General features: G+C 63.2%; 19 protein-coding genes and 1 tRNA gene. 6 read left to right on the top strand and 14 right to left on the bottom strand.

The annotated features are described in order from the left end of the window. Window positions 1-40: 40 nt before the first annotated feature. Both ACIPIJ_RS17350 and ACIPIJ_RS17355 read left to right on the top strand, forming a co-directional pair. Window positions 41-1,324: a diguanylate cyclase gene (locus ACIPIJ_RS17350; protein ID WP_401078787.1), complete on the top strand. Its 1,284-nt coding sequence runs from the start codon at window positions 41-43 to the stop codon at window positions 1,322-1,324. 124 nt (window positions 1,325-1,448) lie between these two features. Further along, window positions 1,449-3,227: an acyl-CoA dehydrogenase C-terminal domain-containing protein gene (locus ACIPIJ_RS17355; RefSeq protein ID WP_401078790.1), complete on the top strand. Its 1,779-nt coding sequence runs from the start codon at window positions 1,449-1,451 to the stop codon at window positions 3,225-3,227. A 246-nt stretch (window positions 3,228-3,473) separates the two neighbouring features. Here ACIPIJ_RS17355 and ACIPIJ_RS17360 read toward each other — a convergent pair whose 3' ends face one another. Next, window positions 3,474-4,397: a LysR family transcriptional regulator gene (locus tag ACIPIJ_RS17360; protein WP_401078793.1), complete on the bottom strand. Its 924-nt coding sequence runs from the start codon at window positions 4,395-4,397 to the stop codon at window positions 3,474-3,476. A 210-nt stretch (window positions 4,398-4,607) separates the two neighbouring features. Here ACIPIJ_RS17360 and ACIPIJ_RS17365 point away from each other — a divergent pair, with 210 nt between their 5' ends. Then, window positions 4,608-5,888, top strand: coding sequence for an aspartate aminotransferase family protein (locus ACIPIJ_RS17365; RefSeq protein ID WP_401078796.1), 1,281 nt, complete (start codon window positions 4,608-4,610; stop codon window positions 5,886-5,888). A gap of 149 nt (window positions 5,889-6,037) precedes the next feature. Continuing rightward, the gene (locus ACIPIJ_RS17370) at window positions 6,038-6,196 is read left to right on the top strand and encodes a YqaE/Pmp3 family membrane protein (protein ID WP_003177654.1); all 159 of its coding nucleotides are present in this window, start codon (window positions 6,038-6,040) and stop codon (window positions 6,194-6,196) included. Window positions 6,197-6,227: 31 nt separating this feature from the next. Here ACIPIJ_RS17370 and ACIPIJ_RS17375 read toward each other — a convergent pair whose 3' ends face one another. The 10 genes from ACIPIJ_RS17375 to ACIPIJ_RS17420 all read right to left on the bottom strand — a co-directional run bounded on the left by ACIPIJ_RS17375 (window position 6,228) and on the right by ACIPIJ_RS17420 (window position 16,842). Beyond that, complete coding sequence (locus tag ACIPIJ_RS17375) at window positions 6,228-8,051, bottom strand: prolyl oligopeptidase family serine peptidase (protein ID WP_401078799.1); 1,824 nt, start codon at window positions 8,049-8,051, stop codon at window positions 6,228-6,230. After that, entirely contained in the window at window positions 8,017-9,165 is a 1,149-nt protein-coding gene (gene pqqE / locus ACIPIJ_RS17380; RefSeq protein WP_401078802.1) for a pyrroloquinoline quinone biosynthesis protein PqqE, read from the bottom strand. The genes ACIPIJ_RS17375 and pqqE overlap by 35 nt, the downstream gene beginning before the upstream one ends. After that, window positions 9,137-9,412, bottom strand: a complete 276-nt coding sequence (gene pqqD / locus ACIPIJ_RS17385; protein ID WP_401078805.1) for a pyrroloquinoline quinone biosynthesis peptide chaperone PqqD — start codon at window positions 9,410-9,412, stop codon at window positions 9,137-9,139. Before pqqD ends, pqqE begins: the two co-directional genes overlap by 29 nt. Beyond that, on the bottom strand, window positions 9,409-10,164 hold the full coding sequence (gene pqqC / locus ACIPIJ_RS17390) for a pyrroloquinoline-quinone synthase PqqC (RefSeq protein ID WP_387530411.1): 756 nt from the start codon (window positions 10,162-10,164) through the stop codon (window positions 9,409-9,411). Before pqqC ends, pqqD begins: the two co-directional genes overlap by 4 nt. A gap of 9 nt (window positions 10,165-10,173) precedes the next feature. After that, entirely contained in the window at window positions 10,174-11,085 is a 912-nt protein-coding gene (gene pqqB / locus ACIPIJ_RS17395) for a pyrroloquinoline quinone biosynthesis protein PqqB (protein WP_401078809.1), read from the bottom strand. An 87-nt stretch (window positions 11,086-11,172) separates the two neighbouring features. Then, on the bottom strand, window positions 11,173-11,244 hold the full coding sequence (gene pqqA / locus ACIPIJ_RS17400) for a pyrroloquinoline quinone precursor peptide PqqA (RefSeq protein WP_008365141.1): 72 nt from the start codon (window positions 11,242-11,244) through the stop codon (window positions 11,173-11,175). A gap of 169 nt (window positions 11,245-11,413) precedes the next feature. Further along, window positions 11,414-13,696, bottom strand: a complete 2,283-nt coding sequence (pqqF, locus tag ACIPIJ_RS17405) for a pyrroloquinoline quinone biosynthesis protein PqqF (protein WP_401078810.1) — start codon at window positions 13,694-13,696, stop codon at window positions 11,414-11,416. A gap of 10 nt (window positions 13,697-13,706) precedes the next feature. After that, entirely contained in the window at window positions 13,707-14,501 is a 795-nt protein-coding gene (locus ACIPIJ_RS17410; protein ID WP_401078813.1) for a carbon-nitrogen hydrolase family protein, read from the bottom strand. A gap of 14 nt (window positions 14,502-14,515) precedes the next feature. Further along, complete coding sequence (locus ACIPIJ_RS17415) at window positions 14,516-16,198, bottom strand: flavin monoamine oxidase family protein (protein ID WP_401078815.1); 1,683 nt, start codon at window positions 16,196-16,198, stop codon at window positions 14,516-14,518. A 182-nt stretch (window positions 16,199-16,380) separates the two neighbouring features. Then, window positions 16,381-16,842, bottom strand: coding sequence for an Lrp/AsnC family transcriptional regulator (locus ACIPIJ_RS17420; protein WP_401078818.1), 462 nt, complete (start codon window positions 16,840-16,842; stop codon window positions 16,381-16,383). A gap of 126 nt (window positions 16,843-16,968) precedes the next feature. On the opposite strand from ACIPIJ_RS17420, the gene ACIPIJ_RS17425 reads away from it, so the two are divergent. Together ACIPIJ_RS17425 and ACIPIJ_RS17430 are read left to right on the top strand one after the other, a co-directional pair. Beyond that, complete coding sequence (locus tag ACIPIJ_RS17425; RefSeq protein WP_401078821.1) at window positions 16,969-17,523, top strand: serine acetyltransferase; 555 nt, start codon at window positions 16,969-16,971, stop codon at window positions 17,521-17,523. Between the two features lie 96 nt (window positions 17,524-17,619). After that, window positions 17,620-18,273: a glycosyltransferase family 25 protein gene (locus ACIPIJ_RS17430; RefSeq protein ID WP_401078824.1), complete on the top strand. Its 654-nt coding sequence runs from the start codon at window positions 17,620-17,622 to the stop codon at window positions 18,271-18,273. Window positions 18,274-18,320: 47 nt separating this feature from the next. Here the strand turns inward: ACIPIJ_RS17430 and ACIPIJ_RS17435 are convergent. From ACIPIJ_RS17435 to rpoD, 3 genes are all read right to left on the bottom strand, one after another. Continuing rightward, window positions 18,321-18,397: transfer RNA gene (locus tag ACIPIJ_RS17435), tRNA-Ile, on the bottom strand. A gap of 16 nt (window positions 18,398-18,413) precedes the next feature. Further along, window positions 18,414-22,157 (bottom strand): EAL domain-containing protein, encoded by a 3,744-nt coding sequence (locus tag ACIPIJ_RS17440; protein ID WP_401078827.1) that lies wholly within the window; start codon window positions 22,155-22,157, stop codon window positions 18,414-18,416. Window positions 22,158-22,278: 121 nt separating this feature from the next. Beyond that, complete coding sequence (gene rpoD / locus ACIPIJ_RS17445) at window positions 22,279-24,129, bottom strand: RNA polymerase sigma factor RpoD (RefSeq protein WP_401078830.1); 1,851 nt, start codon at window positions 24,127-24,129, stop codon at window positions 22,279-22,281. Window positions 24,130-24,179: the final 50 nt, after the last annotated feature.

A 24,179-nucleotide genomic window follows, 5' to 3' on the forward strand; every position in this document is an offset into this window, starting at 1 on the left:
GCACAATGCCATTATTGATCTGCCGGGTCGGAGATTACCCTTGTTTCGTTTAAACGCTGTACGCGCGAGCCACTTCCTGCCTTCGCTGATTCTGTTGCTGGCGGGGCTTGCGGCGGCTTACGTGAGAGACCTCAGCGTCTTCTTCACATCGCTGTTCAACGTCCTGCCCACCTTGGTCCTGCTGCTGGGCGGCGCCTACTGCGCGGTGTACCGCCGCCAGCGCGAACTGTTCCTGATGGTCGCTGTGTACATCGCCTACTTCCTGCTCGACACCCAGACCGACTACTACCGTGACAACGGCCGCGTGCGCGAGGACGCGGCGGTGATCTTCCACTTGGTGTGCCTGCTGTTGCCGGCTTTGTACGGGCTGTTCGGCGCCTGGCAGGAGCGCACCCACCTGGCCCAGGACCTGCTCGCGCGCTTTGCCGTGCTGTTCGCCGTCGGCAGCGTGGCGGTGGCGCTGGAGCAGAGTTTCCCGGAGGCGCTGCTGGCCTGGCTGGCGGAAATCCGCTGGCCGTCGCTGCATGGCCAGTGGATGAGCCTGATCCAGATGGTTTACCCACTGTTTATGGGCGTGTTCATTTTGCTGGTAGTGCAATACCTGCGTGAGCCAAGGCCGTTGCACGCAGCGCAGATCATCGGTTTGATCGGTATCTTCTGGATGCTGCCCAAGACCTTCATCCTGCCGTTCACCCTGAACATCATGTGCAGCCAGGTGATGCTGATGATTGCTGCGGCAGTGTCCCACGAGGCCTACCAGATGGCCTTCCGCGATGAGCTCACCGGCTTGCCGGGGCGCCGCGCGCTGAACGAACGCATGCAGCGCCTGGGGCGCAACTATGTGATCGCCATGACCGATGTCGACCACTTCAAGAAATTCAACGACACCCACGGCCACGACGTCGGCGACCAGGTGCTGCGGCTGGTCGCCAGCCGCCTGTCCAAGGTCACCGGCGGTGGCCGCGCCTACCGCTATGGTGGTGAGGAGTTCGCCCTGGTGTTCGCCGGCAAGACGGCAGAAGAGTGCGTGCCGCACGTGGAGGCGGTACGCGAGATGATTGCCAACTACACCATGCACCTGCGCGACCAGAACAATCGCCCGCAGGATGATTCCGCCGGGCGTCAGCGGCGCCACGGCAGTGCCAGTGGCACCGTCTCGGTCACCATCAGCATCGGTGTGGCCGAACGCCTGGCTGAGCACCGCAACCCGGAGGAGGTGCTCAAAAGTGCCGACCAGGCGCTGTACAGCGCCAAGGGCGCGGGGCGTAACTGCGTCATGGTTCATGGGCAACAATCACGGCGCGGGGCGGTTCGCACTGCGTGACCATGTGTGACTATTTGGTCGCGTGATGACCCTATGTCTCGCAAAAGTTGTTCGGTTACACTGGATTCAACCCCGTGCCGCGGTCCGCAGAGACCGCCCCCGACCCGACTAGCGAGAGGTTGTCATGGCTGACTATAAAGCGCCGCTGCGCGACATGCGCTTCGTTCTGAATGAAGTCTTCAACGTGGCAGAGCAGTGGGCTCAACTGCCTGAGCTTGCCGAGGCGGTCGATGCCGAAACCGCCATTGCCGTGCTGGAAGAAGCCGGCAAGGTCACCAGCAAGTCCATCGCGCCGCTCAGCCGCGCCGCTGACGAAGAGGGCTGCCACTGGGAAAACGGTGCCGTCCGCACCCCGGCGGGTTTCATCGGCGCCTACAACACTTACGCCGAAGGCGGCTGGGTGGGCGTGGGCGGCGACCCGCAGTTCGGCGGCATGGGCATGCCCAAGGCGATCTCGGCCCAAGTCGAAGAAATGGTCAACGCCTCGAGCCTGGCTTTCGGCCTGTACCCGATGCTGACTGCCGGTGCCTGCCTGTCGATCAATGCCCACGCCAGCGAAGCGCTGAAGGAACAATACCTGCCGAACATGTATGCCGGCGTGTGGGCCGGTTCCATGTGCCTGACCGAGCCGCATGCCGGTACCGACCTGGGGATCATCCGCACCAAGGCAGAGCCCCAGGCCGATGGCAGCTACAAGGTCAGCGGCACCAAGATTTTCATCACCGGCGGTGAGCACGACCTGACCGAGAACATCATCCACCTGGTGCTGGCCAAGCTGCCGGACGCACCGGCTGGGCCCAAGGGTATCTCGCTCTTCCTGGTGCCGAAGTTCCTGGTCAACCCAGACGGCAGCCTGGGTGCGCGCAACCCGGCGACGTGTGGTTCGATCGAACACAAGATGGGCATCCAGGCCTCGGCCACCTGCGTGATGAACTTCGACGAAGCCGTCGGCTATATCGTCGGCGAGCCGAACAAGGGCCTGGCGGCGATGTTCACCATGATGAACTACGAGCGCCTGGGCGTGGGTATCCAGGGCCTGGCCACGGCCGAGCGTTCCTACCAGAACGCCGTCGACTACGCCCGAGACCGCCTGCAGAGCCGCGCCCCCACTGGGCCACAAGCCAAGGACAAGGCGGCCGACCCGATCATCGTGCACCCTGATGTGCGCCGCATGCTGCTGACCATGAAAGCGCTGATCGAAGGTGGCCGAGCATTCTCCACCTATGTGGCGATGCAGCTGGACAGCGCCAAGTTCAGCGAAGACCCCACCACGCGCAAGCGCAGTGAGGAGCTGGTGGCCTTGCTGACCCCGGTGGCCAAGGCATTCCTGACCGACCTGGGCCTGGAGTGTGCGGTGCACGGCCAGCAAGTGTTCGGTGGCCACGGCTACATTCGCGAGTGGGGCCAGGAGCAACTGGTGCGCGATGTGCGCATTACCCAGATCTATGAAGGCACCAACGGTATCCAGGCCCTGGACTTGATGGGGCGCAAGGTGGTGGCCAGTGGCGGTGCTTACTACAAGGTGTTCTCTGACGAGATTCGCCAGTTCATTACCAGCGCTGATGGCGGACTGGATGAATTTGCCAAGCCGCTGGGTACTTACCTCGACAAGCTCGACGGGCTGACCGAGTGGGTGCTTGAACAGGCCAAGGGCAACCCGAACGAGATCGGTGCAGCCTCGGTGGAGTACCTGCATGCCTTTGGCTATGTGGCCTATGCCTACATGTGGGCGTTGATGGCGCGCGCGGCCAAGGCCGGCGAGGGTGATGAGGCGTTCTACTCGGCCAAGCTGGGCACCGCTCGCTTCTACTTCGCGCGCCTGTTGCCACGGGTGGACTCACTGGTAGCTTCGGTAATGGCGGGGAGCGAGACGCTGTATTTGCTGGGTGCCGAGCAGTTCTAAGCGCCACACGTGTTTCTGAATGAGTCCTTTTTGTAAGCTTTCTCGCACATGACGTGGTGACTTTTCTCCACTGGTGCCACATTGGATCCACGGTTAATCTTTGTACATGGACGTTGCGCAGGAAGCGCAAAGGACAGAACAGGGACAACGAAGGATTTCCTGCCAGGACGGCGGGGCGATAGGGATGTCACAGGGAAACAGTCTGGAAAACCCCGCTTCGGCGGGGTTTTCTTTGTGCGCGTGTTTTCAGCCGCGCACGTCCAGTGGCGAGGCGCCCAGTTGTCGGGCGTCAGTCTCCTCCTCGAGCAGCGTGCGCAGCAGTTCCACCGATGCCTGCTGGCGCTGGGCATCGCGGAATACCAGGCCGACCTTCAGCGGCACGCGTGGCTCGCTCAACGGCTTCCACAACAAACCCTGATCATCCTCGGTGGCATCTTTGGCCCGGCCGGGCAGGATAGTGGCCAGCGCGGTGTGGGCCAGGCTGTCGAGAATGCCGCCCATGTTGTTCATCTCTGCCTGAACCTGCGGCCGCCGGCCTTGGCTGGCCAGCTGTTCCTTCCAGATCTGGCGAATCTGGAATTCCTCGCCGAGCATCAGCATTGGCAACTCTGCGGCCTGCCTGATCGACACCTTCTTGAAGTCCTTCAAGGGATGGGTGTCGGGGATGACCAGCTGCAGTTCATCTTCGTACAGCAGCATGCCATGCAGCCCGGGTTGGCGTGGTGGCAGGTAGCTGATGCCGATATCCAGGTTGCCATTGAGCAGGCGCCGTTCGATTTCCAGGCCTGACAACTCATAGATCTGCACCACCAGGTGTGGCTGGGCCTTGCGCACCCGTTCCAGCAGCTGCGGCACCAGGCTTGGGCGCACGGTCTGCAGCACGCCGATGGCCAGCGTACGCAACGACTGGCCCTTGAAGTTGCGCATCGCCTCATGGGCACGTTGCAGGCCATCAAGCAGGGGCAGGGCATGGTTGTACAGGGTGTGCGCGGCCAGGGTCGGCAGCAGGCGCTTGTTGCTGCGTTCGAACAGGCTCAGGTCGAGGCTGTGTTCGAGCTGGCGGATCTGCTGCGACAGCGCTGGCTGGGACAGTGAAAGGCGCTCGGCGGCACGGCCGACATGACCCTCTTCATACACCGCGACGAAATAACGCAGTTGGCGAAAATCCATAAGTAACACTTATCGAAAAAGCTGGAAAAACGGAATGGCCGCGGACGCCGCCGAGGCCTAGTCTATCGCCGTATTACAGCGGGTTACAGCAATCAATCAACGTATTGTTACCCCGTTTGAAAAACACTTTTGATAGGTAAGACAAAATATCAAGCGCCGGCACAAAGACCGGACGCTGGCCCCCCTTTTCCGTGCCTGGCTGGAGCCCCGATGAACCTGTTCAACCTGCGCCGCTCGGCCCCTGCCGCAGTTGCCGAGCCCAAGCGTGTGCCGGTAATCGTGGCGGATGCGCCGCCGTTGTCCCGCGAGCGGCTGATGCCAAGCACCGAACGTGCAGCGCAAGTGTTCGTGCGGGGCCAAGGTTCCTGGCTTTGGGACGATGAAGGGCACGCCTACCTGGATTTCACCCAGGGCTGCGCGGTCAACAGCCTGGGCCATAGCCCCAGCGTATTGGTCAAGGCACTGGGCAACCAGGCCCAGGCGCTGATCAACCCGGGTGCAGGCTTTCATAACCGTGGCTTGCTTTCGCTGGTCAACCGCCTGTGCCAGAGCACCGGCAGCGAGCAGGCGTACCTGCTCAACAGCGGTGCCGAAGCGTGCGAAGGGGCGATCAAGCTGGCGCGCAAATGGGGCCAACTGCACCGCAACGGCGCCTATCACATCATCACCGCCAGCCAGGGCTGCCATGGCCGCAGCCTGGGCACCTTGTCGGCGTCCGACCCGTTGCCGTGCAACCGCTGCGAACCGGGGCTGCCGGGTTTCAGCAAGGTGCCGTTCAATGACCTGGCGGCGCTGCACGCTGAGGTGGACTCGCGCACCGTGGCGATCATGCTGGAGCCCATCCAAGGTGAGGCAGGCGTCATTCCGGCGACTAAGGAATACCTGCAAGGCGTCGAGAAGCTGTGCCGTGAACTGGGCATCCTGCTGATCCTCGACGAAGTGCAGACCGGTATCGGCCGCTGCGGCGCGCTGCTGGCGGAACAAACCTATGGTGTGCGCGCCGACATCATCACCCTGGGCAAAGGCCTGGGGGGTGGCGTGCCGCTGGCGGCCCTGCTGGCCCGTGGCACGGCCTGCTGCGCCGAGCCGGGCGAGCTGGAAGGCAGCCACCACGGCAATGCGCTGATGAGCGCTGCGGGCCTGGCCGTGCTGGATACCGTACTGGAGCCGGGCTTTTTCGAGCAGGTTGAGGACAGCGGGCGCCACCTGCGCGACGGCCTGAGCCGCCTGGCTGGCCGCTATGGCCAAGGCGAAGTGCGTGGCCAAGGCTTGCTCTGGGCCCTGCAGTTACAGGAACACCGGGCCAAGGACCTGGTGCAGGCAGCCTTGCATGAAGGCCTCTTGCTCAACGCGCCACAGGCAGATGTGGTGCGCTTTTCGCCGGCACTGACCGTGAGCAAAGGCAACATCGATGAAATGCTCCTGCGCCTGGCCCGGGCCTTTGCCCGCCTGCATGCACAACAGCATGCCCGCCGCGAAGCCTCGGCGTAACACGAATTCAACGAACCGTCTGGCGTTTCTGCGCATCGCCCCTGGCCTGATTCATTTGGCCCGGGGCGTTTTTTTTGCCCGGCGTTTACCTGTGGAACCTCTGCGATGCCCAGCTAGTCTCTGTTTAGACCCCTTGAGGAGAGACTCGCATGGACTTCATTCGCATCATCATCGCCATCCTTCTGCCGCCGCTGGGTGTGTTCCTGCAGGTGGGCTTCGGCGGGGCATTCTGGCTGAATATCTTGCTGACCTTGCTGGGGTACATTCCGGGGATCGTGCACGCGGTGTACATCATCGCCAAACGTTGAATACGTTGGGGCCGCCGCGCGGCCCCACGCTTCACTGAACCAGCACCCGGCAATAAAACTTCCACTCTTCCTCCAACGCATGCGCCAGGTTCTCGGCCTTGCGCAAACCATGGCGCTCGCCGGCATAGAAATGCCCCTCGGCCTCGATGCCATTCACTTGCAACGCTTCGAGCATCGAGCGCGTCTGCTCGGGCACCACCACCGCATCCAGCTCACCCTGGAAGAAAATCACCGGCACCTTGATCTGCGCGGCATGCAACAGCGGTGTGCGTTGCCGATAGCGCTCTGCATCCCACTGCGGGTCACCAATCAACCAGTCCAGGTAATCGCCTTCGAACTTGTGCGTGGCATGGCCCAGTGCAACCGGGTCACTCACCCCGTAAAGGCTGGCCCCGGCACGGAACACATCATGGAAAGCCAGGGCGCACAGGGTGGTATAGCCGCCGGCACTGCCGCCGCGAATGAAGGCTTTATCGGCGTCGATCAGGCCGCGCCTTGCCAAGTGTTCTACTGCGGCGCACGCGTCCTGCACATCGCTTTCACCCCAGCGCAGGTGCAGCGCCTGGCGATATTCGCGGCCGTAGCCGGTACTGCCCCTGTAGTTCAGGTCGGCGACGGCAAAGCCGCGTTGGGTCCAGAACTGGATACGTGGGTCGAGCACCGGATAGCAGGCCGAGGTCGGCCCGCCATGGATGAACACCACCAGTGGCGTGGGGGCTTCAGCGCCGGCCGCCGGGTAGAAGAAGCCATGGGCAAACTCGCCGCCGCTCTCGTAGAGCATCGATTGCGGCAGGCTGATGTGCTCGGCCGGGAGCAGTTCGGCGCCCCCCGCCAGGATGCGGACCTCGTGGTTTGACCGGTCAATGGCGATGACGGTTGGGGGGCTGATCGGCGAGGCGGCGATGGCGTAGAGGTAATGGTCATCCATGGCCAGGTTGCGAAAGCGGCTGTAAGCGCTGGCGAAACGCTCGACCGGGCCGTCGGCAGTATACAGCCCCAATTTGCCGAAGCCGCCTTCGAACCAGCTGGCCAGGTAGCTTTGCGGCCCAAGTGCCAGCCAGGTGCAGGTGCCCAGTTGCCAAGGGGCGGCAGCGTGGTCCGCAGGTTCTGCGGGCAAGGCCTGCCATTGGCCGTCGAGTTCGCCCCAGGGCTGCCAGAAGCCATTGCGGTCGGACAGGCAGTACAAGCGCCCCTCGGTGTCGAAGCGCGGTTGCTGCAATGATTCGTCATCCGCCGCGATGCAGCGTGCCGCGCCCCAGCTACCGTCGCCACGCCGTGCGCGATGCATCAGGCGGGTCACCGTCCAGGGCTGAGCCGGGCGATCCCATTCAACCCAGGCCAGGCGTTTGCCGTCGGCACTGAGCGTGGGTGAGGCATAGAAGTCGGCCCCTTCGGCGAGCACTTCGACGCTGCCATCGGCCAAGGCCACCAGGCGATGCTCGACACACTCGCCATGGCGCTCCTCGACCGCCAGCACCTGGCCGTCGTGCCATTGCAGGTCGCCGTAGCGGCACTGTTCATTGCCGGTCCAGGCAACCGGTTCTGCAGCCTCCAGCCCTTGGCGGTAGACCTGCTGGTCCGTCTCGTTGACGAACCAGACCGCATCGTCACCCAGGCAGAAGCTGCCACCGCCGTATTCATAGACCCGGCTGCGCACGCTGAAGCCATCTGGCGTCAGGCAACGGGCTTGCCGGTCACGCCAGTGCCACACGCGGCAGGCGCCGTCGGCGGGGCGGAACTCATTCCAGAACAGGCCCTGGGCGCTGGCCTTGAGGTCGGAAAAGTCGGTACCGGCGGCGACGGCCTGGGCGGCAGTGAGTTCAGCCGCGGACGATGACACGAGAGTTGCGCTCATTGCGGAAGGTCATCTCTTCGATGGCGAGGGTTGCAGTTTCTGCTTCCTCGCGGGCCTTGAGGATGATGCCGTGGTCGGCCGACTTGGCGCACACCGGGTCGGCGTTGCTGGCATCGCCAGTGAGCATGAACGCCTGGCAGCGGCAGCCGCCGAAGTCCTTCTCTTTTTCGTCGCACGAGCGGCAGGGCTCGGGCATCCATTCATAACCGCGGAAACGGTTGAAGCCGAACGAGTCGTACCAGATGTGGTGCAGGTCGTGGTCACGCACGTTGGGGAACTGTACGGGCAGCTGGCGCGCGCCATGGCAGGGCAGGGCGGTGCCGTCCGGGGTGATGGTGAGGAACAGGCTGCCCCAGCCGTTCATGCAGGCCTTGGGGCGTTCTTCGTAGTAGTCAGGGGTGACGAAGATCAGCTTGCACGGGCTGCCGTCGGCCTTGAGCTTGGCGCGGTACTCGTTGGTGATGCGTTCGGCGCGTTCCAGCTGCTCGCGGGTGGGCAGCAGGCCCAGGCGGTTGAGGTGTGCCCAGCCATAGAACTGGCAGGTGGCAAGCTCGACGAAGTCGGCTTCCAGCGCGATACACAGCTCGATGATGCGGTCGATCTTGTCGATGTTGTGCCGGTGGGTGACGAAGTTGAGCACCATCGGGTAGCCGTGGGCTTTCACTGCCCGGGCCATTTCCAGCTTCTGCGCGAAGGCCTTCTTTGAACCGGCCAGCAGGTTGTTGACCTGCTCGTCGCTGGCCTGGAAGCTGATCTGGATGTGGTCCAGGCCGGCTTCCTTGAAGGCGGCAATGCGCGCTTCGGTCAGGCCGATGCCGGAGGTGATCAGGTTGGTGTAGTAACCCAGGCGCCGGGCTTCGCCGATCAGCTCGGCGAGGTCCTGGCGCACCAATGGTTCACCGCCGGAAAAGCCGATCTGCGCCGCGCCCATTTCACGGGCTTCGGCCATCACCTTGAACCACTGCGCGGTGCTCAATTCCTTGCCCTGCTGGGCGAAGTCCAGCGGGTTGGAGCAGTACGGGCACTGCAGCGGGCAGCGGTAGGTCAGCTCGGCCAGCAGCCACAGGGGCAGGCCGACCGGTACCTCAGGCGAGGGTGATCCAGTGTTCGCCACGGGCCACCTCCATGAATTGCTCGATGTCGTCGGCGACCTCGGGCACACCAGGGAACTGCGCTTCGAGCGCGGCGATGATCGCCGACACATCGCGCTTGCCATCGATCAGGCCGCCGATGAAGCCAGCGCTGTCGTTGAGCTTGATCATGCCTTCAGGGTACAGCAGCACGTGGCCCTTCTGCGCCGGCTCGTATTGGAAACGGTAGCCGGGGCGCCAGTTCGGCACTTGCTTGCGGTCGAAACTCATAGGGCGATCCCCTTGTGCCATACCCGTTGCTGGGTGACGGTGTGATACGGCGGGCGGTTCAGCTCGTAGGCCATGCTCATGGCATCGAGCATGCTCCAGAGGATATCCAGCTTGAACTGCAGGATTTCCAGCATACGCTCCTGGCCGTCGCGGGTGGTGTAGTGCTGCAAGGTGATCGCCAGGCCGTGCTCCACATCACGCCGGGCCTGGCCCAGGCGGGTGCGGAAGTATTCATACCCGGCCGGGTCGATCCAGGGGTAGTGCTGCGGCCAGCTGTCCAGGCGCGACTGGTGGATCTGCGGGGCGAACAGCTCGGTCAGCGAGCTACTGGCGGCTTCCTGCCAACTGGCGCGGCGGGCGAAGTTGACGTAGGCATCGACGGCGAAGCGCACGCCGGGCAGCACCAGTTCCTGGGAGCGCAGCTGGTCCGGGTCGAGGCCCACTGCCTGGCCCAGGCGCAGCCAGGCTTCGATGCCGCCGTCCTCGCCGGGGGCGCCATCGTGGTCGAGCAGGCGCTGGATCCACTCACGGCGCACCTCGCGGTCCGGGCAGTTGGCCAGGATCGCGGCATCCTTCATCGGGATGTTCACCTGGTAGTAGAAGCGGTTGGCCACCCAGCCCTGGATCTGCTCGCGGGTGGCGCGCCCTTCGTACATCGCCACGTGGTACGGGTGATGGATGTGGTAGTAGGCGCCCTTGGCGCGCAGGGCCTGCTCGAATTCGGCGGGCGACAGTGGCAGTGCATCGCTCATCAGGCCTCCTTACAACTCGATGCTCATGCCATCGAAGGCGACTTCCACGCCACGTCGCACCACTTCAGCGCGCTCTGGGGAGTCTTCATCGAGGATCGGGTTGGTATTGTTGATGTGGATAAGCACCTTGCGCTGGCGCGGGAAGCCGTCCAGCACCTCGAGCATGCCGCCGGGGCCGTTCTGTGCCAGGTGGCCCATTTCGCGGCCGGTGCGCGTGCCGACACCACGGCGTTGCATTTCATCATCCTCCCACAGCGTGCCGTCGACCAGCAGGCAGTCGGCGCCGTGCATCATCGCCAGCAGCTGCTCGTCCACCTGGCCGAGGCCGGGGGCATAGAACAGCTTGCCGCCGGTGCGCGTGTCTTCGACCAGCAGGCCCAGGTTGTCGCCCGGGTGCGGGTCGAAGCGGTGCGGCGAGTACGGTGGCGCGGCGCTGCGCAGGGGGAAGGGGGTGAACCTGAGGTTGGGGCAGGCGTCGATGACGAAGCTGCCTTCGAGTTCGATGCGGTTCCACTGCAGGCCGCCGTTCCAGTGGCTGAGCATGTTGAACAGCGGGAAGCCGGTGCTCAGGTCCTGGTGGACCATGTCAGTGCACCAGACCTGGTGCGGGCAGCCTTCGCGCAGGCTGAGCAGGCCGGTGGTGTGGTCGATCTGGCTGTCGAGCAGGACGATGGCGTTGATACCGGTGTCGCGCAGGGCACGGCCTGGCTGCATGGGCGCGAAAGCCTGGAGCTGGGCGCGGATGTCCGGTGAAGCGTTGCACAGGATCCAGTGCACGCCGTCATCGGACAGGGCGATCGATGACTGGGTGCGCGCCGTGGCGCGCAGGCTGCCATCACGAAAGCCTTTGCAGTTGACGCAGTTGCAGTTCCACTGCGGGAAGCCGCCGCCGGCGGCGGAGCCGAGAATCTGGATGTACATGGCTGTTCTCTATCCGAACTGTGCGAAAACCCTGTGCAAAAAACGACAACGCCCCGGCGGGCCGAGGCGTCGTAGCGCAAGCAAGGCTTAGCGGCTGGCGAAGTACATGGTCACTTCGAAGCCGATACGCAGGTCAGTGTATGCAGGTTTGGTCCACATGGTTTGCTCCTTCCGGATGAGGGTTGGGTGGTTCAGCTACTAGATTTGGCGTCGCCCCGCGCTGGAGGTTCCGTCGGCTGAGATAGCGTTATCTTACAAGAAAATTTTGTACCGAAAGGTTAATTCTTCGAAAAGCGCCCTTGCGGTAAACGTAACAATCGCTGCGTGATCAGTACCCGTTACCTGCTGGAGCAGGGCCGTTGGCCAGGCAGAACCAGCAGGCGTCGGGTTTGAGCAGGCCGCACAAAAGGTCGTCCAGATCGGCTTGTTGCGTCATCAGAATAGACCTGCGCAGCGCGGATAGATCGCCGGGTTGTGTGGCCAGGTGTGTCTGCCATGCCCACTCGGCGACCTCGGCATTGGCCATTGCCGGCTCTTCGAATTGCTCGGTCAATGCCTGGCGGGCTGCGGGGTCGAGGGTGATGCCCTGGCGCAGAAGGGTGACCAGGTGGCCGAGGATCTCGGCCTGGGTGGCATGGGGCGATTGCACGCCGAACAGCAGGCCGCCGACGCCCTCGATCTGACGAAAGGTACTGAATACCGCGTAGCCGAGCTGCAACTCCACCCGCAGGCGCTGGTACACCGGCCCCTGCAATAACTGGGCGAGCAACCGGCCGCAGGCCTGGTGCTCGGCAGGCAAAGGGCAGAACAGCAACAGGGCATGTTCACTGCCCGGCACCTCGGCATGGTGCCAGCGGCGGCCACGCCAGCCTGGCAGCGCAGCAGGGGCGCCGAGTTGGCCGGGGCAACCTTGCAGCGCTGCGCCGAGCGATGGCAGGGCGGCGGGGGCGAAGCCAATGGCCAGGCCGTGCCATCGGCTGTGTTGCCAGGCGTCGTCGAGCGCCTGTTGATCGGCCGTGGAGGCAGGCTGTGGCATTGGCGCAGTGCCGCTTAGCGCATCGGGTAATTGCTTAAGCAGGGCCCTGATCGGAATCAGCGCGGCGTGTTGTGCTGACGATGGCCGCCAGTTGCCGGGCGAGCGCAGCAGCGCCAAGGCGTGTTCGACAGCGCTCAGCACAGCTGCTGGCAGGCCGGTGCAGCGAAGTTGCCAGTGTTCGCCCGCAGCGCTGAATTGCAGCTGCAGCGACGCGCGCTCGCAGCGTTCCTGAAGCGGGCGCAAGGCTCGATCGAGCACGTCATACAGGTGTTGGCTCAGCGCTGCGGGTACCTGCCAGCGCAGGTAAACGGCCGCGTATTGGCGTGCCGACGGGAGTAGGTCACTGATCGACAGCGCCGCAGGCAACGGTCGCGCCTGGGTGATGGCCAGCTCAGCGCGCAGCAGGGGGTCGGGCGCGGGCAGCTGCCAGTGCCCGTGCTCACGGCAGGGCAGGTCGTCGAGCAGTGCCGCTAGCGCCACCAGCCCTTGTGCATCCAGTGCCGCGAAGGGCTGCCCTGCACTGTCGCGCCGAGCCAGCTCAAGTGGGCTGGCGCTGCGTTCGCGGCGCTGTTGCAGCAGGCCGAACTCGGTGTTGAGTTGCCCCAGGTCAAGCTGGCGGATGTAGCCGAACCAGCCGTGCAGCAGGGCCAGGGCGTCGTCTGCACACGCGTCTGCAGTGAGCTTCAGGTCAATGTGCCAGAGCATCTGCCCGGCGAAGGCATACAGCTTTTCGGCCTTCAACCCTTGCAGCCAGCCGCGCTGGCGCAAGCCATCCAGCCAGGTGCCTGGCCGGCTGTCGCTCAGGCAGGCAATCAACAGCTCCAATGCGGGTTCGGCCCCGGTAGGCAGGTTTTCGTGTTTGAACACCCCGTCCATACACGTGGCCGACAGGGCTGGGGGCAGGTGCTGGGTAGCACGCGTACCCGTGGCAAACGCATCAGCATACTGCCTGCCGAGTTGCTCCAGCTCTTCAAGCGGCTGCGGGCCGCACACGCTCAAGGTGATCTGGCCACCTTGATAGAAATGCTGATGGAAACCTGTGAGTGCCTGCTGGAAGGCGGGGTCCTGCAAGGCCAGGGTATGCCGGTTACCTGCATGAAAGCCGCCCAATGGATGGCCTGCCGCCACCGACTGCAGCAGGGCAAACGCCTGCTGCGCTTGAGGGTCGCGCGACCAGGCGATGAATTCGGCGTGGATCACTTCCCGCTCGCGGCGCTGGCGTTCGATACCCAGATCCGGCTCGGCGAGCATCTGGCACAACCGCTCCAGCCCCCCGGCCAAAGCGGCGGGCGGGACTTCGAAGAAAAAGTCGGTGGTGCGTTCGCGGGTGCTGGCGTTGACCTGGCCGCCAAGGGCCTGGACGTAGCGCATCAGCCCGTCCTCCAGCGGAAAACGAGCGGTGCCCAGGAAAAACAGGTGTTCGAGGAAGTGCGCCAGCCCTGGCCATCTTGCCGGGGCGTCGTGGCTGCCGGCCTGCACCCGCAGCGCTGCTGCCGAGCGCTTGAGCCGCGGGGCATGGCGCAGGGTCAGCTGCAGTCCGTTGGCCAGGATGAGGCGGCGGGTGGCGTCAGGCATGGGGCTACGCTCAGCCCCTGCGCAGGTGCAGTTCCTGGCGCAAGTCAGCCAGATACGGGAACGCTTCGCGCCCCTTCACCACCCGCCCATGTTCCAGGTCCGCCAGCAACTGACATTCATCGTGCCCGGCCATGGCAAGCAAGCTGCCATCCGGCCCGATGATGCTGCTCTGCCCGCAATACTGAATCTGCCCCTCGGCCCCGCAATAGTTGGCGTACACCAGGTAGCACTGGTTTTCCTGTGCCCGCGAGCGCACGGTTACCTGGCAGACAAAATCGTAGGGCGTCATGTTCGCCGTCGGCACCAGGATCAGCTCGGCACCATTGAGTGCCAGGCGCCGGGCATTTTCCGGAAACTCGATGTCGTAGCAGATCAGCAGCCCGACCTTCCAGCCCTCCAGCTCGACCACCGGGAAGTGGTCGGCGCCGGCGCTGAACATGGTGCGGTCCAGTTCGCCGAACAGGTGCGTCTTGCGGTAATTGCACAGGCTGCGGCCGTGGGCATCGATCAACTGCACACTGTTGTAGATCGCCCCATCGTCGGCGCGCTCCGGGTAGCCATAGACGATGGCAATGCGGTGCGCCTGGGCGATCTCAACCACGTCCATGGCCGACGGGCCATCGTCGGCCTCGGCCAGGCGTTCGACCTGCTCAAGGCCGATGTTGTAGCCACTCAGGAACATCTCCGGGCACACCAGCAGCTGCGCGCCGCGTTCGGCTGCCAGCTGCGCCTGGTGGCGCAGCCGTTGCAGGTTGCCGGGCACGTCCAGCGGGTTGGGTGCGCCCTGGAACAGAGCGATGCGCATGCTGCCTCCTTGTCTCAGTCGGCCAGGGCAATAGGCCCGATCTGGTCGAACACGTCGCCCGGCCCCGGGTTGTCCGGGTGGGTCTGGCCACCGAAGTGGTTCATGATACCCCACACTGCATTCAGCGAGGTCTGCACCGCGCCTTCGACCCAGGCGGGGGTCCACGACACGTCGTCGCCGGCGATGAACATGCCGCGTTGTTCAGCGGGCATGTCCTGCTGCATGAAGTGCGCGTACATCCGTTGGTTATAGCGGTAGTGGCCCGGCAGCGCGCCCTTGAAAGCGCCGAGGAAGTGAGGGTCGGCCTCCCAGGAAATGGTGATCGGGTCGCCGATGATATGCCCCGCGATGTCGGTTTTCGGGTAGATCTTCTTCAGTGCATCCAGGGCCAGCTGCACGCGCTTTTCCACCGGGTGTGGGAGCATCTTCAGGGCATCGCTCATCCACGCGTAGGACAGGCAGATCACCCCCGGCTTGTCGTCGCCGTTGTCGAACAGGTAGGTGCCCCGGGTCAGGCGATCGGTGAGGGTCATGCTCATCAGGTCGCGCCCGGTCTGTGGGTCCTTGTCCTTCCAGAAGGGCCGGTCGACCATGACAAAGGTCTTCGACGACTGCATGTAGCGGGTGCGGTCCAGGGCCATCCACATCTTCTGCGAGAACAGCGACTCCTCGCAGTCGATCTGGGTGGTCAGCAGCCAGCTTTGGCAGGTGGCGAGCACTGCACCGTAGTGACGTGTGTCGCCCCAGTTGTCGGTGACCGCCAAGCGCCCGTCGGCTGCCCGGGCAATGCGCTTGACCCCGGTGCGCGGTGCGCCGCCGTGCAGCGCGCTCAGGCTGGTACCTGCGGGCCAGTGCGCGCAGCGCTCCGGCACATGGCGCCAGATGCCCTGCGGCACCTGCTCCACGCCGCCGACCACCAGGTGCTGGTGGTCGTCGCAGTTGGTCATCACCACGCGGAAGATTTCCAGCATCGAATTGGGGAAGTCCGAGTCCCATCCACCGGTGCCGAAACCGACCTGGCCGAATACTTCGCGGTGCTGGAAGCTGAGCTTGGCGAACGAGCGCGAAGTGGCGACGAAGTCATAAAAGGTGCGGTCGTCCCACAGTGGTACCAGCTTGTTCCACAGTGCTTTCAGGCGCGGTACATCGCGGTCGCGGATCGCCTGCTGGATATCGGCGAATTGCGCGCCGCTTTCCAGCGCATCGGCCCAGGCGTCGGCCACTTCGTGGAACAGCTTGGGCAGGTCGCTGGATTTCTCGGCGTAGTAAGTCTGGCCTTCGAGGTCGATCACCGTGCTGCCCGACGCCGGGGTCAGCGGGTTGGGGAAGGGCTTGGTCTCCAGGCCCAGCTTGTCCACATAGTGATAGAAGGCGGTGGAGGACACCGGAAAGCGCATGCCACCCAGTTCGGCGATGACGCCGTCGGTGCCATTGAAGGCTTGCGAACGCAGGCGGCCACCGAGTTTCGAGGCTTCGTACACCACCGGCTTGAGCCCCAGCTTCATCAGCTCGTAGGCCGCCACGAGCCCCGCGATACCGGCACCGACGATGGCCACCTCTTCACCGTGGCGCGCTGCCGGGATGCTGCCCAGGCCCGCGGGGTGCTCCAGCCAGCTGTCGAACGCGAAGGGGAAGTCCGGGCCGAAGACGGTGATGGGTTGCTTGCCGTCGGCGGGGTGGCGGTTGTTCTTGTTCATGAAGTGACCTTGCCAGAGCGGCTGCGCGGGAGCGGAGCCTGAGTATAGAGGATGCCTGGTGGTCATTTTAGGAGGTGGGGTGATCGTAAATAAGAAGCAGATTGCTGGCGAACTGAAGCTTTATCGGTCGAAATGACGGGCTTATGATTCATTACGACGGCTGTAACCTTGTGGCGTACTCCTCATGCCGGCTGCCCGCGATCCACCTTGCTGCTGAGGATGATCGAGGTTGTGGTCTTCTCCACCCCTTCGACACTGCCAATCTGGTCAAGCAACTCGTCCAGTTGCTCTGGCGAATCGCTGCGCAGCCAGGCCACGTAGTCGAACTCGCCACTCACCGCGCACAGCTGCTGCACTTGCCCCATGGCACTCAAGCGCCGCACCACCTCCTTACCGGAGCGTGGCTGGACCTTGATCCCGACGTAGGCCTGCAGGCCGCCGCCGATCAGGCGCTGGCCCAGGCGCACGCCATAGCCGGTAATGACCTTGGCTTTTTCCAGCCGGGCCAGGCGCGAGTTGACCGTGGTGCGGGCGATGCCCAGCTGGCGGGCGAGGGTGGCGACGCTTTCGCGGGCGTTGATCTGCAGCATGGCGATCAGCTGGCGGTCGATTTCGTCGAGGGTGATGGCGCGGGAGTCCGGCATGGCAAGTCTCTACAGTGGGCTTGCTAGCCTAGCCAGCCATCGGCAGGCAGAGCAAGGCCAACTGCGTTGCTGCGCCGCTGGCGTTATTGCGGCATGATGATCTGCCGACTCCACTGGAGCCATGGCGTGAACCTCGAAACCTTGCTGGAATGCTGGCGGCAGGAAGTCTCCAACAAGAACAAGCCCGGGCGGCGCAGCAGCCTGTTGTTCAACGTCTTGCGCCGCGCGCGCAAGGACAACAAGCTGCGCTTTCTCTTCGCCTACCGCCTGGCGCAGTACCTTGATGCCCGCGGCGGCCTGGGCAGGCGATATGCGCGGGGCATGCAGCAGCGGCTGAACCGCACGTACGCCGTGGATATCGACATCGGCGCGCAGATCGCCCCCGGCCTGCGTATCGCCCACCTGCCGGGCGTGGTGATCACCCGTCATGTGAGCATCGGGCGCAATTTCTTCATCCGTCAGAATTGCTCGATCGGTATCAAGACCCTTGGCCTGGAACGCTATGCGTTGCGTATTGGCGACAACGTCAGCCTGGGTGCCAACAGCTGCATCATCGCCGACCAGGTCACTATCGGCGACAACGTGGTGATCGGCGCCATGTCGCTGGTCACCCGTGACATCCCGGCTAACGCCACTTTTTACAACCCGCGTCAGACAATGATGGATATCGGTCAGGTTTAATACCTTCTTACTTGATAGCTTTGTGATGTCATCCGCTGCCCGCTATGATTCGCACTTGTCCAGGTGCAAGACAGGCACGATTGAAGGGATTGATGGGTGAGCAGGGTTCATTTTGACGTAAATGCCGTCTTTTGCATTTCGCTGGACACACGCGCTGATCGACGCGAGTTGTTTCAGCAAAGCATTGCCACGCTGCTGGATAACCCGGTGACGTTCCACGTCGTGCAGAAAGCCAGTGACCCGAAAAGAGGCTGCTACGAGTCGCATCAGCAACTCGCCCAGCGTGCTCTGGATGAGGGGTTGGAGCGAGTCCTGGTGTTCGAGGACGACGTGAAAGCTTATCAGCTCAAAGCTTCGCAGGTCCGTTGGGTCAACCGTTTCATGCGTTCACACCGCTTCGAGGCCTTGCACCTGGGGTACTCGATGGGCCGAACCTGGCTGACCTGGTTCCCGTTCATTGCTCGCGGCCGTGTGGTGGCCTTGCATGCCTACGTGCTGTCGCGCGAGGGCTGCCGGATACTGGCCGAAACGCCTTACGCAGGCGAGCCTGTCGATGTGATGTTCAAGCGCCGGATCAAGCAGCACTGTGTATTCCCGATGATGTTCCGCCAGCATGCGGCGCAGGTGACCGGCAGCGACCTGGAAACGGTCGTGTGCAATGAAGATGCCTGGTGGGAGAAGAACTGGCGCAAGCACTGGCGCTCGCCGCTGAAGAACCTGTGGCGTACGGCGTTGCGTGTGGATTTTTGAGCCGTTGAAACGAAAAAGCCGCGCAATATGCGCGGCTTTTTCGTGTCTGGTGGGCCCACACGGACTCGAACCGTGGACCAAAGGATTATGAGTCCTCTGCTCTAACCAACTGAGCTATAGGCCCTCAGTAAGTGCCCGGATTATAACGAGGGTTTTGAAACGGTGCCATCCGAAAGATCAGTTAGTGCTATACGAAGAAACGTCGCTGCGAATTCGTCCGGTGCCAGCGGCAGGCTCACGATGTAGCCCTGGATCTGTTCACACCCCTCCGCAGCCAGGAACCGTTGCTGTGCCTGGTTTTCCACCCCTTCGGCAATGATCGTCAGCTGCATGCTGCGCCCCAGCGCGATGATCGCGCGGGCGATGGCGGCATCGTGCGGGTCGTCTGGCAAACCGCGGATGAACGACTTGTCGATCTTGAGGATGTCCAGCGGCAGGCGCTTGAGGTAACTCAGTGACGAGTAGCCGGTACCGAAGTCGTCGATCGCCAACTGCACGCCCAGCTGCTTTAGCTGGTGCAGCACGGCCAGGGCTTCTTCGGCCTGGCTCATGATGAAGTTCTCGGTGATCTCCAGCTGCAGGTCGCCGGCCTTTAGCTGGTAGGTCTTGAGCAACTGCTCGATGCGTTTGGCCAGGCCATGGTGGCGCAGCTGCGCACCGGCGAGGTTGATCGACAACGGGCCGAAGGCCTGGTAGTTCATTTTCCAGTGGTGCATCTGCCGGCAGGCCTGCTCCAGCACCCAGTCGCCAAGCTGAAGGATGGTGCCGTTTTCTTCGGCGAGGTGAATGAAGTGCTCTGGCGGCACTTCGCCGAAAGTCGGGTGGTTCCAGCGGATCAGCGCTTCGGCACCTACCAGGGTCTGGGTCTTGAGGCTGAACTTGGGCTGGTAGCACAGGCTCATCTCGTTACGTTCCACGGCGCGGCGCAGTTCGTGCTCCAGGGCGATACGTTCGCTGGCCTGGGCGGTGAGGTCGCGGGTGTAGGCTTCGACGCGGTTGCGGCCTTTGGCCTTGGAGCGGTACATGGCAGCGTCGGCGTTGCGGATCAGCGTGGCGACGTCGATGCCATCCTGTGGGTAGAGGCTGATGCCGATACTGGCGCTGGTGAAGAACTCGTGTTCGCCAGCCTGGAACGGGGCGCTGAAGCAGGCCAGCAGCTTGTTGGCGATGGCGCTGGCATCGCTGGGTTTGTGCAGGCCGGGCAGCAGGATGATGAACTCGTCGCCGCCCAGGCGGGCCACGGTGTCGACGTCGCGCACCTGCTCCTTCAGGCGCTGGGCGATGCCTTTGAGCAGCAGGTCGCCGACGGGGTGGCCAAGGCTGTCGTTGATGTGCTTGAAACGGTCGAGGTCGAGGAATAGCACCGCGCCCTGGCGGTTGGATACCTGCGCGCAGGTGAGTACGGCCTGCAGGCGGTTTTCGAACAAGGCGCGGTTGGGCAGGCCGGTGAGCGGGTCGTGGTGGGCTTGGTAATCGAGCTTGGCCTGGGCATGCTTGAGGCTGGAGATGTCGGCGAACACCGCGACAAAATGCGTGATCTCACGGTCGCTGTTGCGCACGGCACTGATGGTCAGCCAGCCGGGGTAGAGTTCACCGTTCTTGCGCTTGTTGTAGATCTCGCCCTGCCAGTGCCCCTCTGCGGTGAGCTGGTGCCACATGGCCGCATAGAAGGCGCTGTCGTGCTGGCCAGAGGCGAGCAGGCGCGGCGTCTGGCCGAGCGCTTCGATTTCGCTGTAACCGGTGATTTCGCTGAAGGCGCGGTTGACCGCGCTGATGCGTTGGTCGATGTCGGTGATCAGCACCCCTTCGGCGGTGTTCTCGAACACGGTGGCGGCCAGTTGCAGTTTTTCCTGCATCAGGTGGCGTTCGGTGATGTCGCGGGCGATGGTCAGCATGCAGTCGACACCGGCGATCGGCAGCGGCCGTGCGGACAATTCGCAAAGGCGGATCTGCCCGTCGCTGCGGCGGATATGGCAGCTGAAATCACGCACGAAGCTATCGCGGGCAAGCTGGTCGATCAGGCGCTTGCGTTCGTTGAGGTCGACCCAGATGCCCAGGTCGAACGAGGTCTGGTCGATGGTTGGGTTGAGGTCGTAGCCGGTCAGGCGGCAGAAGCCCTCGTTCACCTCGATCAGCAGGCCATCGCTCTGGCGCGACAGCAGCAGGCCGTCGGGAGAGGCATGGAAGGCCTTGGCAAACTTCTCCTCCGAGGTTTGCAGTTGCTGCTGGGTTTCCTTCAACTGGCTGATATCGCGCACCGCCACGACGAAGGCCAGGGTGCCATCCAGCTCGAATGTCTCGGCGGAGGTCAGGCCGGTGAACAATTGGCCGTTGCTGCGCCGGAAGCTCATTTCCAGGTTGCGGATGCCGCCTTGGTGCAGGCGCTCGAGCAGCTGTGGGCCAGAGCCCTGCGTGCCCCAGAGGTTGAGCTCTGTGGCGGTACGGCCGATCACCTGGCCTGGGGTCAGGCCGATCTGCTCTTCGAACGCTTCATTGACCTCCAGCAGGCTGCCGTCGCTGTGACGGGCTATCAGCAGGATGTCGGGGCATTGCTGGAACACCGAGGCAAACTTCTGCTCCGACAGGCGAAGGGCGTCCTCGGTGCGCTTGGTCTCGCTGATGTCGATCATCAGCCCGCGCATCACCGGCCGGTGGCCATGCTCGATCATGCTGACGATGTTGCGCACCCACAGTGCCTGGCCGTTGGCGCCCATCACCCGGTAATCGAGGCTGTGATCGCGCCCGGCAGCGGTTTCGCTTTCGCAGTAGGCCTGGGCCCATAGCGCGTCCTCCGGGTGCAGGATGCTGCGCCAGAAACCAGGCTTGAGCCAATCGTGCAAGGGGTAGCCCAGCAGGTCTTCGGCATGGGGCGAGACGTAGCTGTAGGTGAAATCGTTGGCGTCGGCTTCCCAGGCGATCGCCGAGAGGCTTTCGATCAGGCCACGGTAGTGGTACTCGCTACTTCGCAGTTCTTGTTCCAGGGCGATACGCCTGGAAATCTCCGAGCTGAGGCGGCGGTTGATGCGGATCACCACCGCGAGGATTGCGACCAGCAGCAGGACGGCGGGCAGGCCGTAGATCAGCATGTCGTGCCAGAAGGTGCGCTGGTCCACTACATTGCCCACCCAACGTTGCTGGATCTGGCTGATCTCCTCGCTGGACATGTCGGCCATGACCTTGTCGAGGATGCCGATGAGGACCTTCTTGTCGCGCGGCGCGGCCATGGCCAGCTGGTAGCGGTAGGGCGTTTCACCGCTGACGTACAAACCGTCGAGCTTGAGCTGGCGCAGGCTCCAGATGCTCGAAGCAAGGTCGCCGACCACGGCGTCCACCTCGTCGGTGGCCAGCGCCTGCAAGGCCGAGCTGACGTTGGGCAAGCCGACCAGGTTGAGGTCTGGGTGATGGGTACGCAGCAGCTCGTGGGGGGCATAATTCTCTACCACGGCGATTTTCAGGCCGTACAGGTCTTTGAGGGTGCGCGGTTGCGGGCCGCCTTCGTGGGCGAGGATGACAATGGGGAAGTCCAGGTACGGGCGGGTGAAAGCCAGATAACCCTGGCGCTCCGGCGTCGACATGATGCCGGGCAGCAAGTCGATGCGGCTTTCGCGCGCCTGTTCAAGCACTTCGGTCCAGCTGCTGGGCTCGATCGGCTTGAGCGTCACGCCCAGGCGTTCCTGGAGCAAGGCGATGTAATCGGCGGCCAATCCCTGGTACCGGCCTTCCTGGTCACGAAACTCGAACGGTGGCCAGGAAGCGTCGACGCCCAGCTTCAACTGCGGGTGGGCAGTCAGCCAGGTTTTTTCCTCGTCTGTCAGGGTCAGGGCGCCGGCCGTTGTGTTCCACAGGATCAGGAGCAGCAACAGAATGGCCGGCATTGGCGGCATGGCAGCCTCGCATTCAGATAGTCTGAACTCGAGTGTAGACGGGCATTCAGCCCGCTGGATAGCTACTTGCCACGACCATTTGTCACATAAGAAAAACCCCGGCCTGGGCCGGGGTTTGTCATCACTCGTCGAGGAAGGAGCGCAGATGCTCGCTGCGTGTCGGGTGGCGCAATTTGCGCAACGCCTTGGCTTCGATCTGACGGATCCGTTCACGGGTCACGTCGAACTGCTTGCCCACTTCTTCGAGGGTGTGGTCGGTGTTCATGTCGATGCCGAAACGCATGCGCAGCACTTTGGCTTCGCGTGCGGTCAGGCCCGAGAGCACGTCGCGGGTCGCTTCCTTGAGGCTTTCGACCGTGGCTACATCGATCGGGGACTGCATGGTCGAGTCCTCGATGAAGTCGCCCAGGTGCGAGTCCTCGTCGTCGCCGATCGGCGTCTCCATGGAGATTGGCTCTTTGGCGATCTTCAAGACCTTGCGGATCTTGTCCTCAGGCATTTCCATGCGCTCACCAAGCTCTTCCGGGGTCGGTTCGCGACCCATTTCCTGCAGCATCTGGCGGGAAATACGGTTGAGTTTGTTGATCGTCTCGATCATGTGCACCGGGATACGAATGGTGCGTGCCTGGTCGGCGATCGAACGGGTGATCGCCTGGCGAATCCACCAGGTGGCGTAGGTCGAGAACTTGTAGCCGCGACGGTATTCGAACTTGTCCACCGCCTTCATCAAACCGATATTGCCTTCCTGGATCAGGTCGAGGAACTGCAGGCCACGGTTGGTGTACTTCTTGGCGATGGAAATCACCAGACGCAGGTTCGCCTCGACCATTTCTTTCTTGGCGCGGCGGGCCTTGGCCTCACCGATGGACATGCGACGGTTGATGTCCTTGATTTCGACCACGGTCAGGCCGGTCTCGGTCTCAAGGTCGATCAGCTTTTGCTGGCAAGCGACGATGGCGGCGTCCTTTTCACCCAGGGCGGCAGCCCACTTGGTGTTGCGCTTGGCCAGGTCACCGCTCCAGGTCTGGTCGGTTTCGTTGCTCGGGAACAGGCGCAGGAAGTCGGCACGCGGCATGCGCGCATCACGTACGCAGAGCTGCATGATCGCACGCTCTTGCTGACGCAGACGGCTCAGGGCGTCGCGAACGCGCTCGACCAGTACGTCGAACTGCTTCGGTACCAGCTTGATGGGCATGAACAGATCAGCCAGGGCTTGCATCGCATCGATGCTTTCCTTGTGGCTGCGACCATGCTTTTTCAGCACCTTGAGGGTTGCACCGAGCTGCTCGGCTACCGCACCGAAACGCTGGGCCGCAACGACGGGGTCGGGACCGCTTTCGGTCTCTTCTTCATCGTCACTGCTTTCGGCGTTTTCTTCTTCTTCGTCAGACTCTTCCTTCGCGACTGCGGCCTTGGCGCCAGGGATCGGCACCTCTTCGGTCGGAGCGGCGATGTTGTCGTCAGGGTCGATGTAACCACTGAGGACATCGGACAGACGGCCACCTTCGGTGGTGACGCGGTCGTACTCGCTGAGGATGTAGCCGACAGTACCCGGGAAGTGAGCGATGGCGCCCATGACTTCACGGATGCCTTCCTCGATACGCTTGGCGATTTCGATCTCGCCTTCGCGGGTCAGCAGCTCGACGGTACCCATTTCGCGCATATACATGCGCACTGGGTCGGTCGTGCGGCCGATATCGGTTTCAACGGCCGCCAACGCAGCTGCGGCTTCTTCGGCCGCGGCTTCGTCGGTGTCGGCTTCCGCCAACAGAAGGGCATCCGCATCCGGAGCACTCTCGAATACGTTGATCCCCATGTCGTTGATCATGCGGATGATGTCTTCCACCTGTTCAGGATCTGAAATATCCTCAGGCAGGTGGTCGTTGACCTCCGCGTAAGTCAGGTAGCCCTGCTCACGACCGCGGGTGATCAACTCTTTGATACGAGACTGCTGTTGCGCTTTTCCGGACATAACACCCTATCCACTGAAGGTCTTGGCGGGCAAAAAACAAGCCGAGGATT

Source organism: Pseudomonas sp. NPDC087185 (assembly GCF_044744955.1).
Taxonomy (GTDB): domain Bacteria; phylum Pseudomonadota; class Gammaproteobacteria; order Pseudomonadales; family Pseudomonadaceae; genus Aquipseudomonas.

Coding starts and splice junctions, on each gene's coding strand:
- ACIPIJ_RS17360 (WP_401078793.1), bottom strand. CDS start 4,397: ATGGATTTTCGCCAACTGCGTTATTTCGTCGCGGTGTATGAAGAGGGT.
- ACIPIJ_RS17365 (WP_401078796.1), top strand. CDS start 4,608: ATGAACCTGTTCAACCTGCGCCGCTCGGCCCCTGCCGCAGTTGCCGAG.
- pqqC (WP_387530411.1), bottom strand. CDS start 10,164: ATGAGCGATGCACTGCCACTGTCGCCCGCCGAATTCGAGCAGGCCCTG.
- pqqD (WP_401078805.1), bottom strand. CDS start 9,412: ATGAGTTTCGACCGCAAGCAAGTGCCGAACTGGCGCCCCGGCTACCGT.
- rpoD (WP_401078830.1), bottom strand. CDS start 24,129: ATGTCCGGAAAAGCGCAACAGCAGTCTCGTATCAAAGAGTTGATCACC.
- ACIPIJ_RS17370 (WP_003177654.1), top strand. CDS start 6,038: ATGGACTTCATTCGCATCATCATCGCCATCCTTCTGCCGCCGCTGGGT.
- ACIPIJ_RS17440 (WP_401078827.1), bottom strand. CDS start 22,157: ATGCCGCCAATGCCGGCCATTCTGTTGCTGCTCCTGATCCTGTGGAAC.
- ACIPIJ_RS17410 (WP_401078813.1), bottom strand. CDS start 14,501: ATGCGCATCGCTCTGTTCCAGGGCGCACCCAACCCGCTGGACGTGCCC.
- ACIPIJ_RS17415 (WP_401078815.1), bottom strand. CDS start 16,198: ATGAACAAGAACAACCGCCACCCCGCCGACGGCAAGCAACCCATCACC.
- ACIPIJ_RS17355 (WP_401078790.1), top strand. CDS start 1,449: ATGGCTGACTATAAAGCGCCGCTGCGCGACATGCGCTTCGTTCTGAAT.
- pqqF (WP_401078810.1), bottom strand. CDS start 13,696: ATGCCTGACGCCACCCGCCGCCTCATCCTGGCCAACGGACTGCAGCTG.
- ACIPIJ_RS17375 (WP_401078799.1), bottom strand. CDS start 8,051: ATGAGCGCAACTCTCGTGTCATCGTCCGCGGCTGAACTCACTGCCGCC.
- pqqB (WP_401078809.1), bottom strand. CDS start 11,085: ATGTACATCCAGATTCTCGGCTCCGCCGCCGGCGGCGGCTTCCCGCAG.
- ACIPIJ_RS17420 (WP_401078818.1), bottom strand. CDS start 16,842: ATGCCGGACTCCCGCGCCATCACCCTCGACGAAATCGACCGCCAGCTG.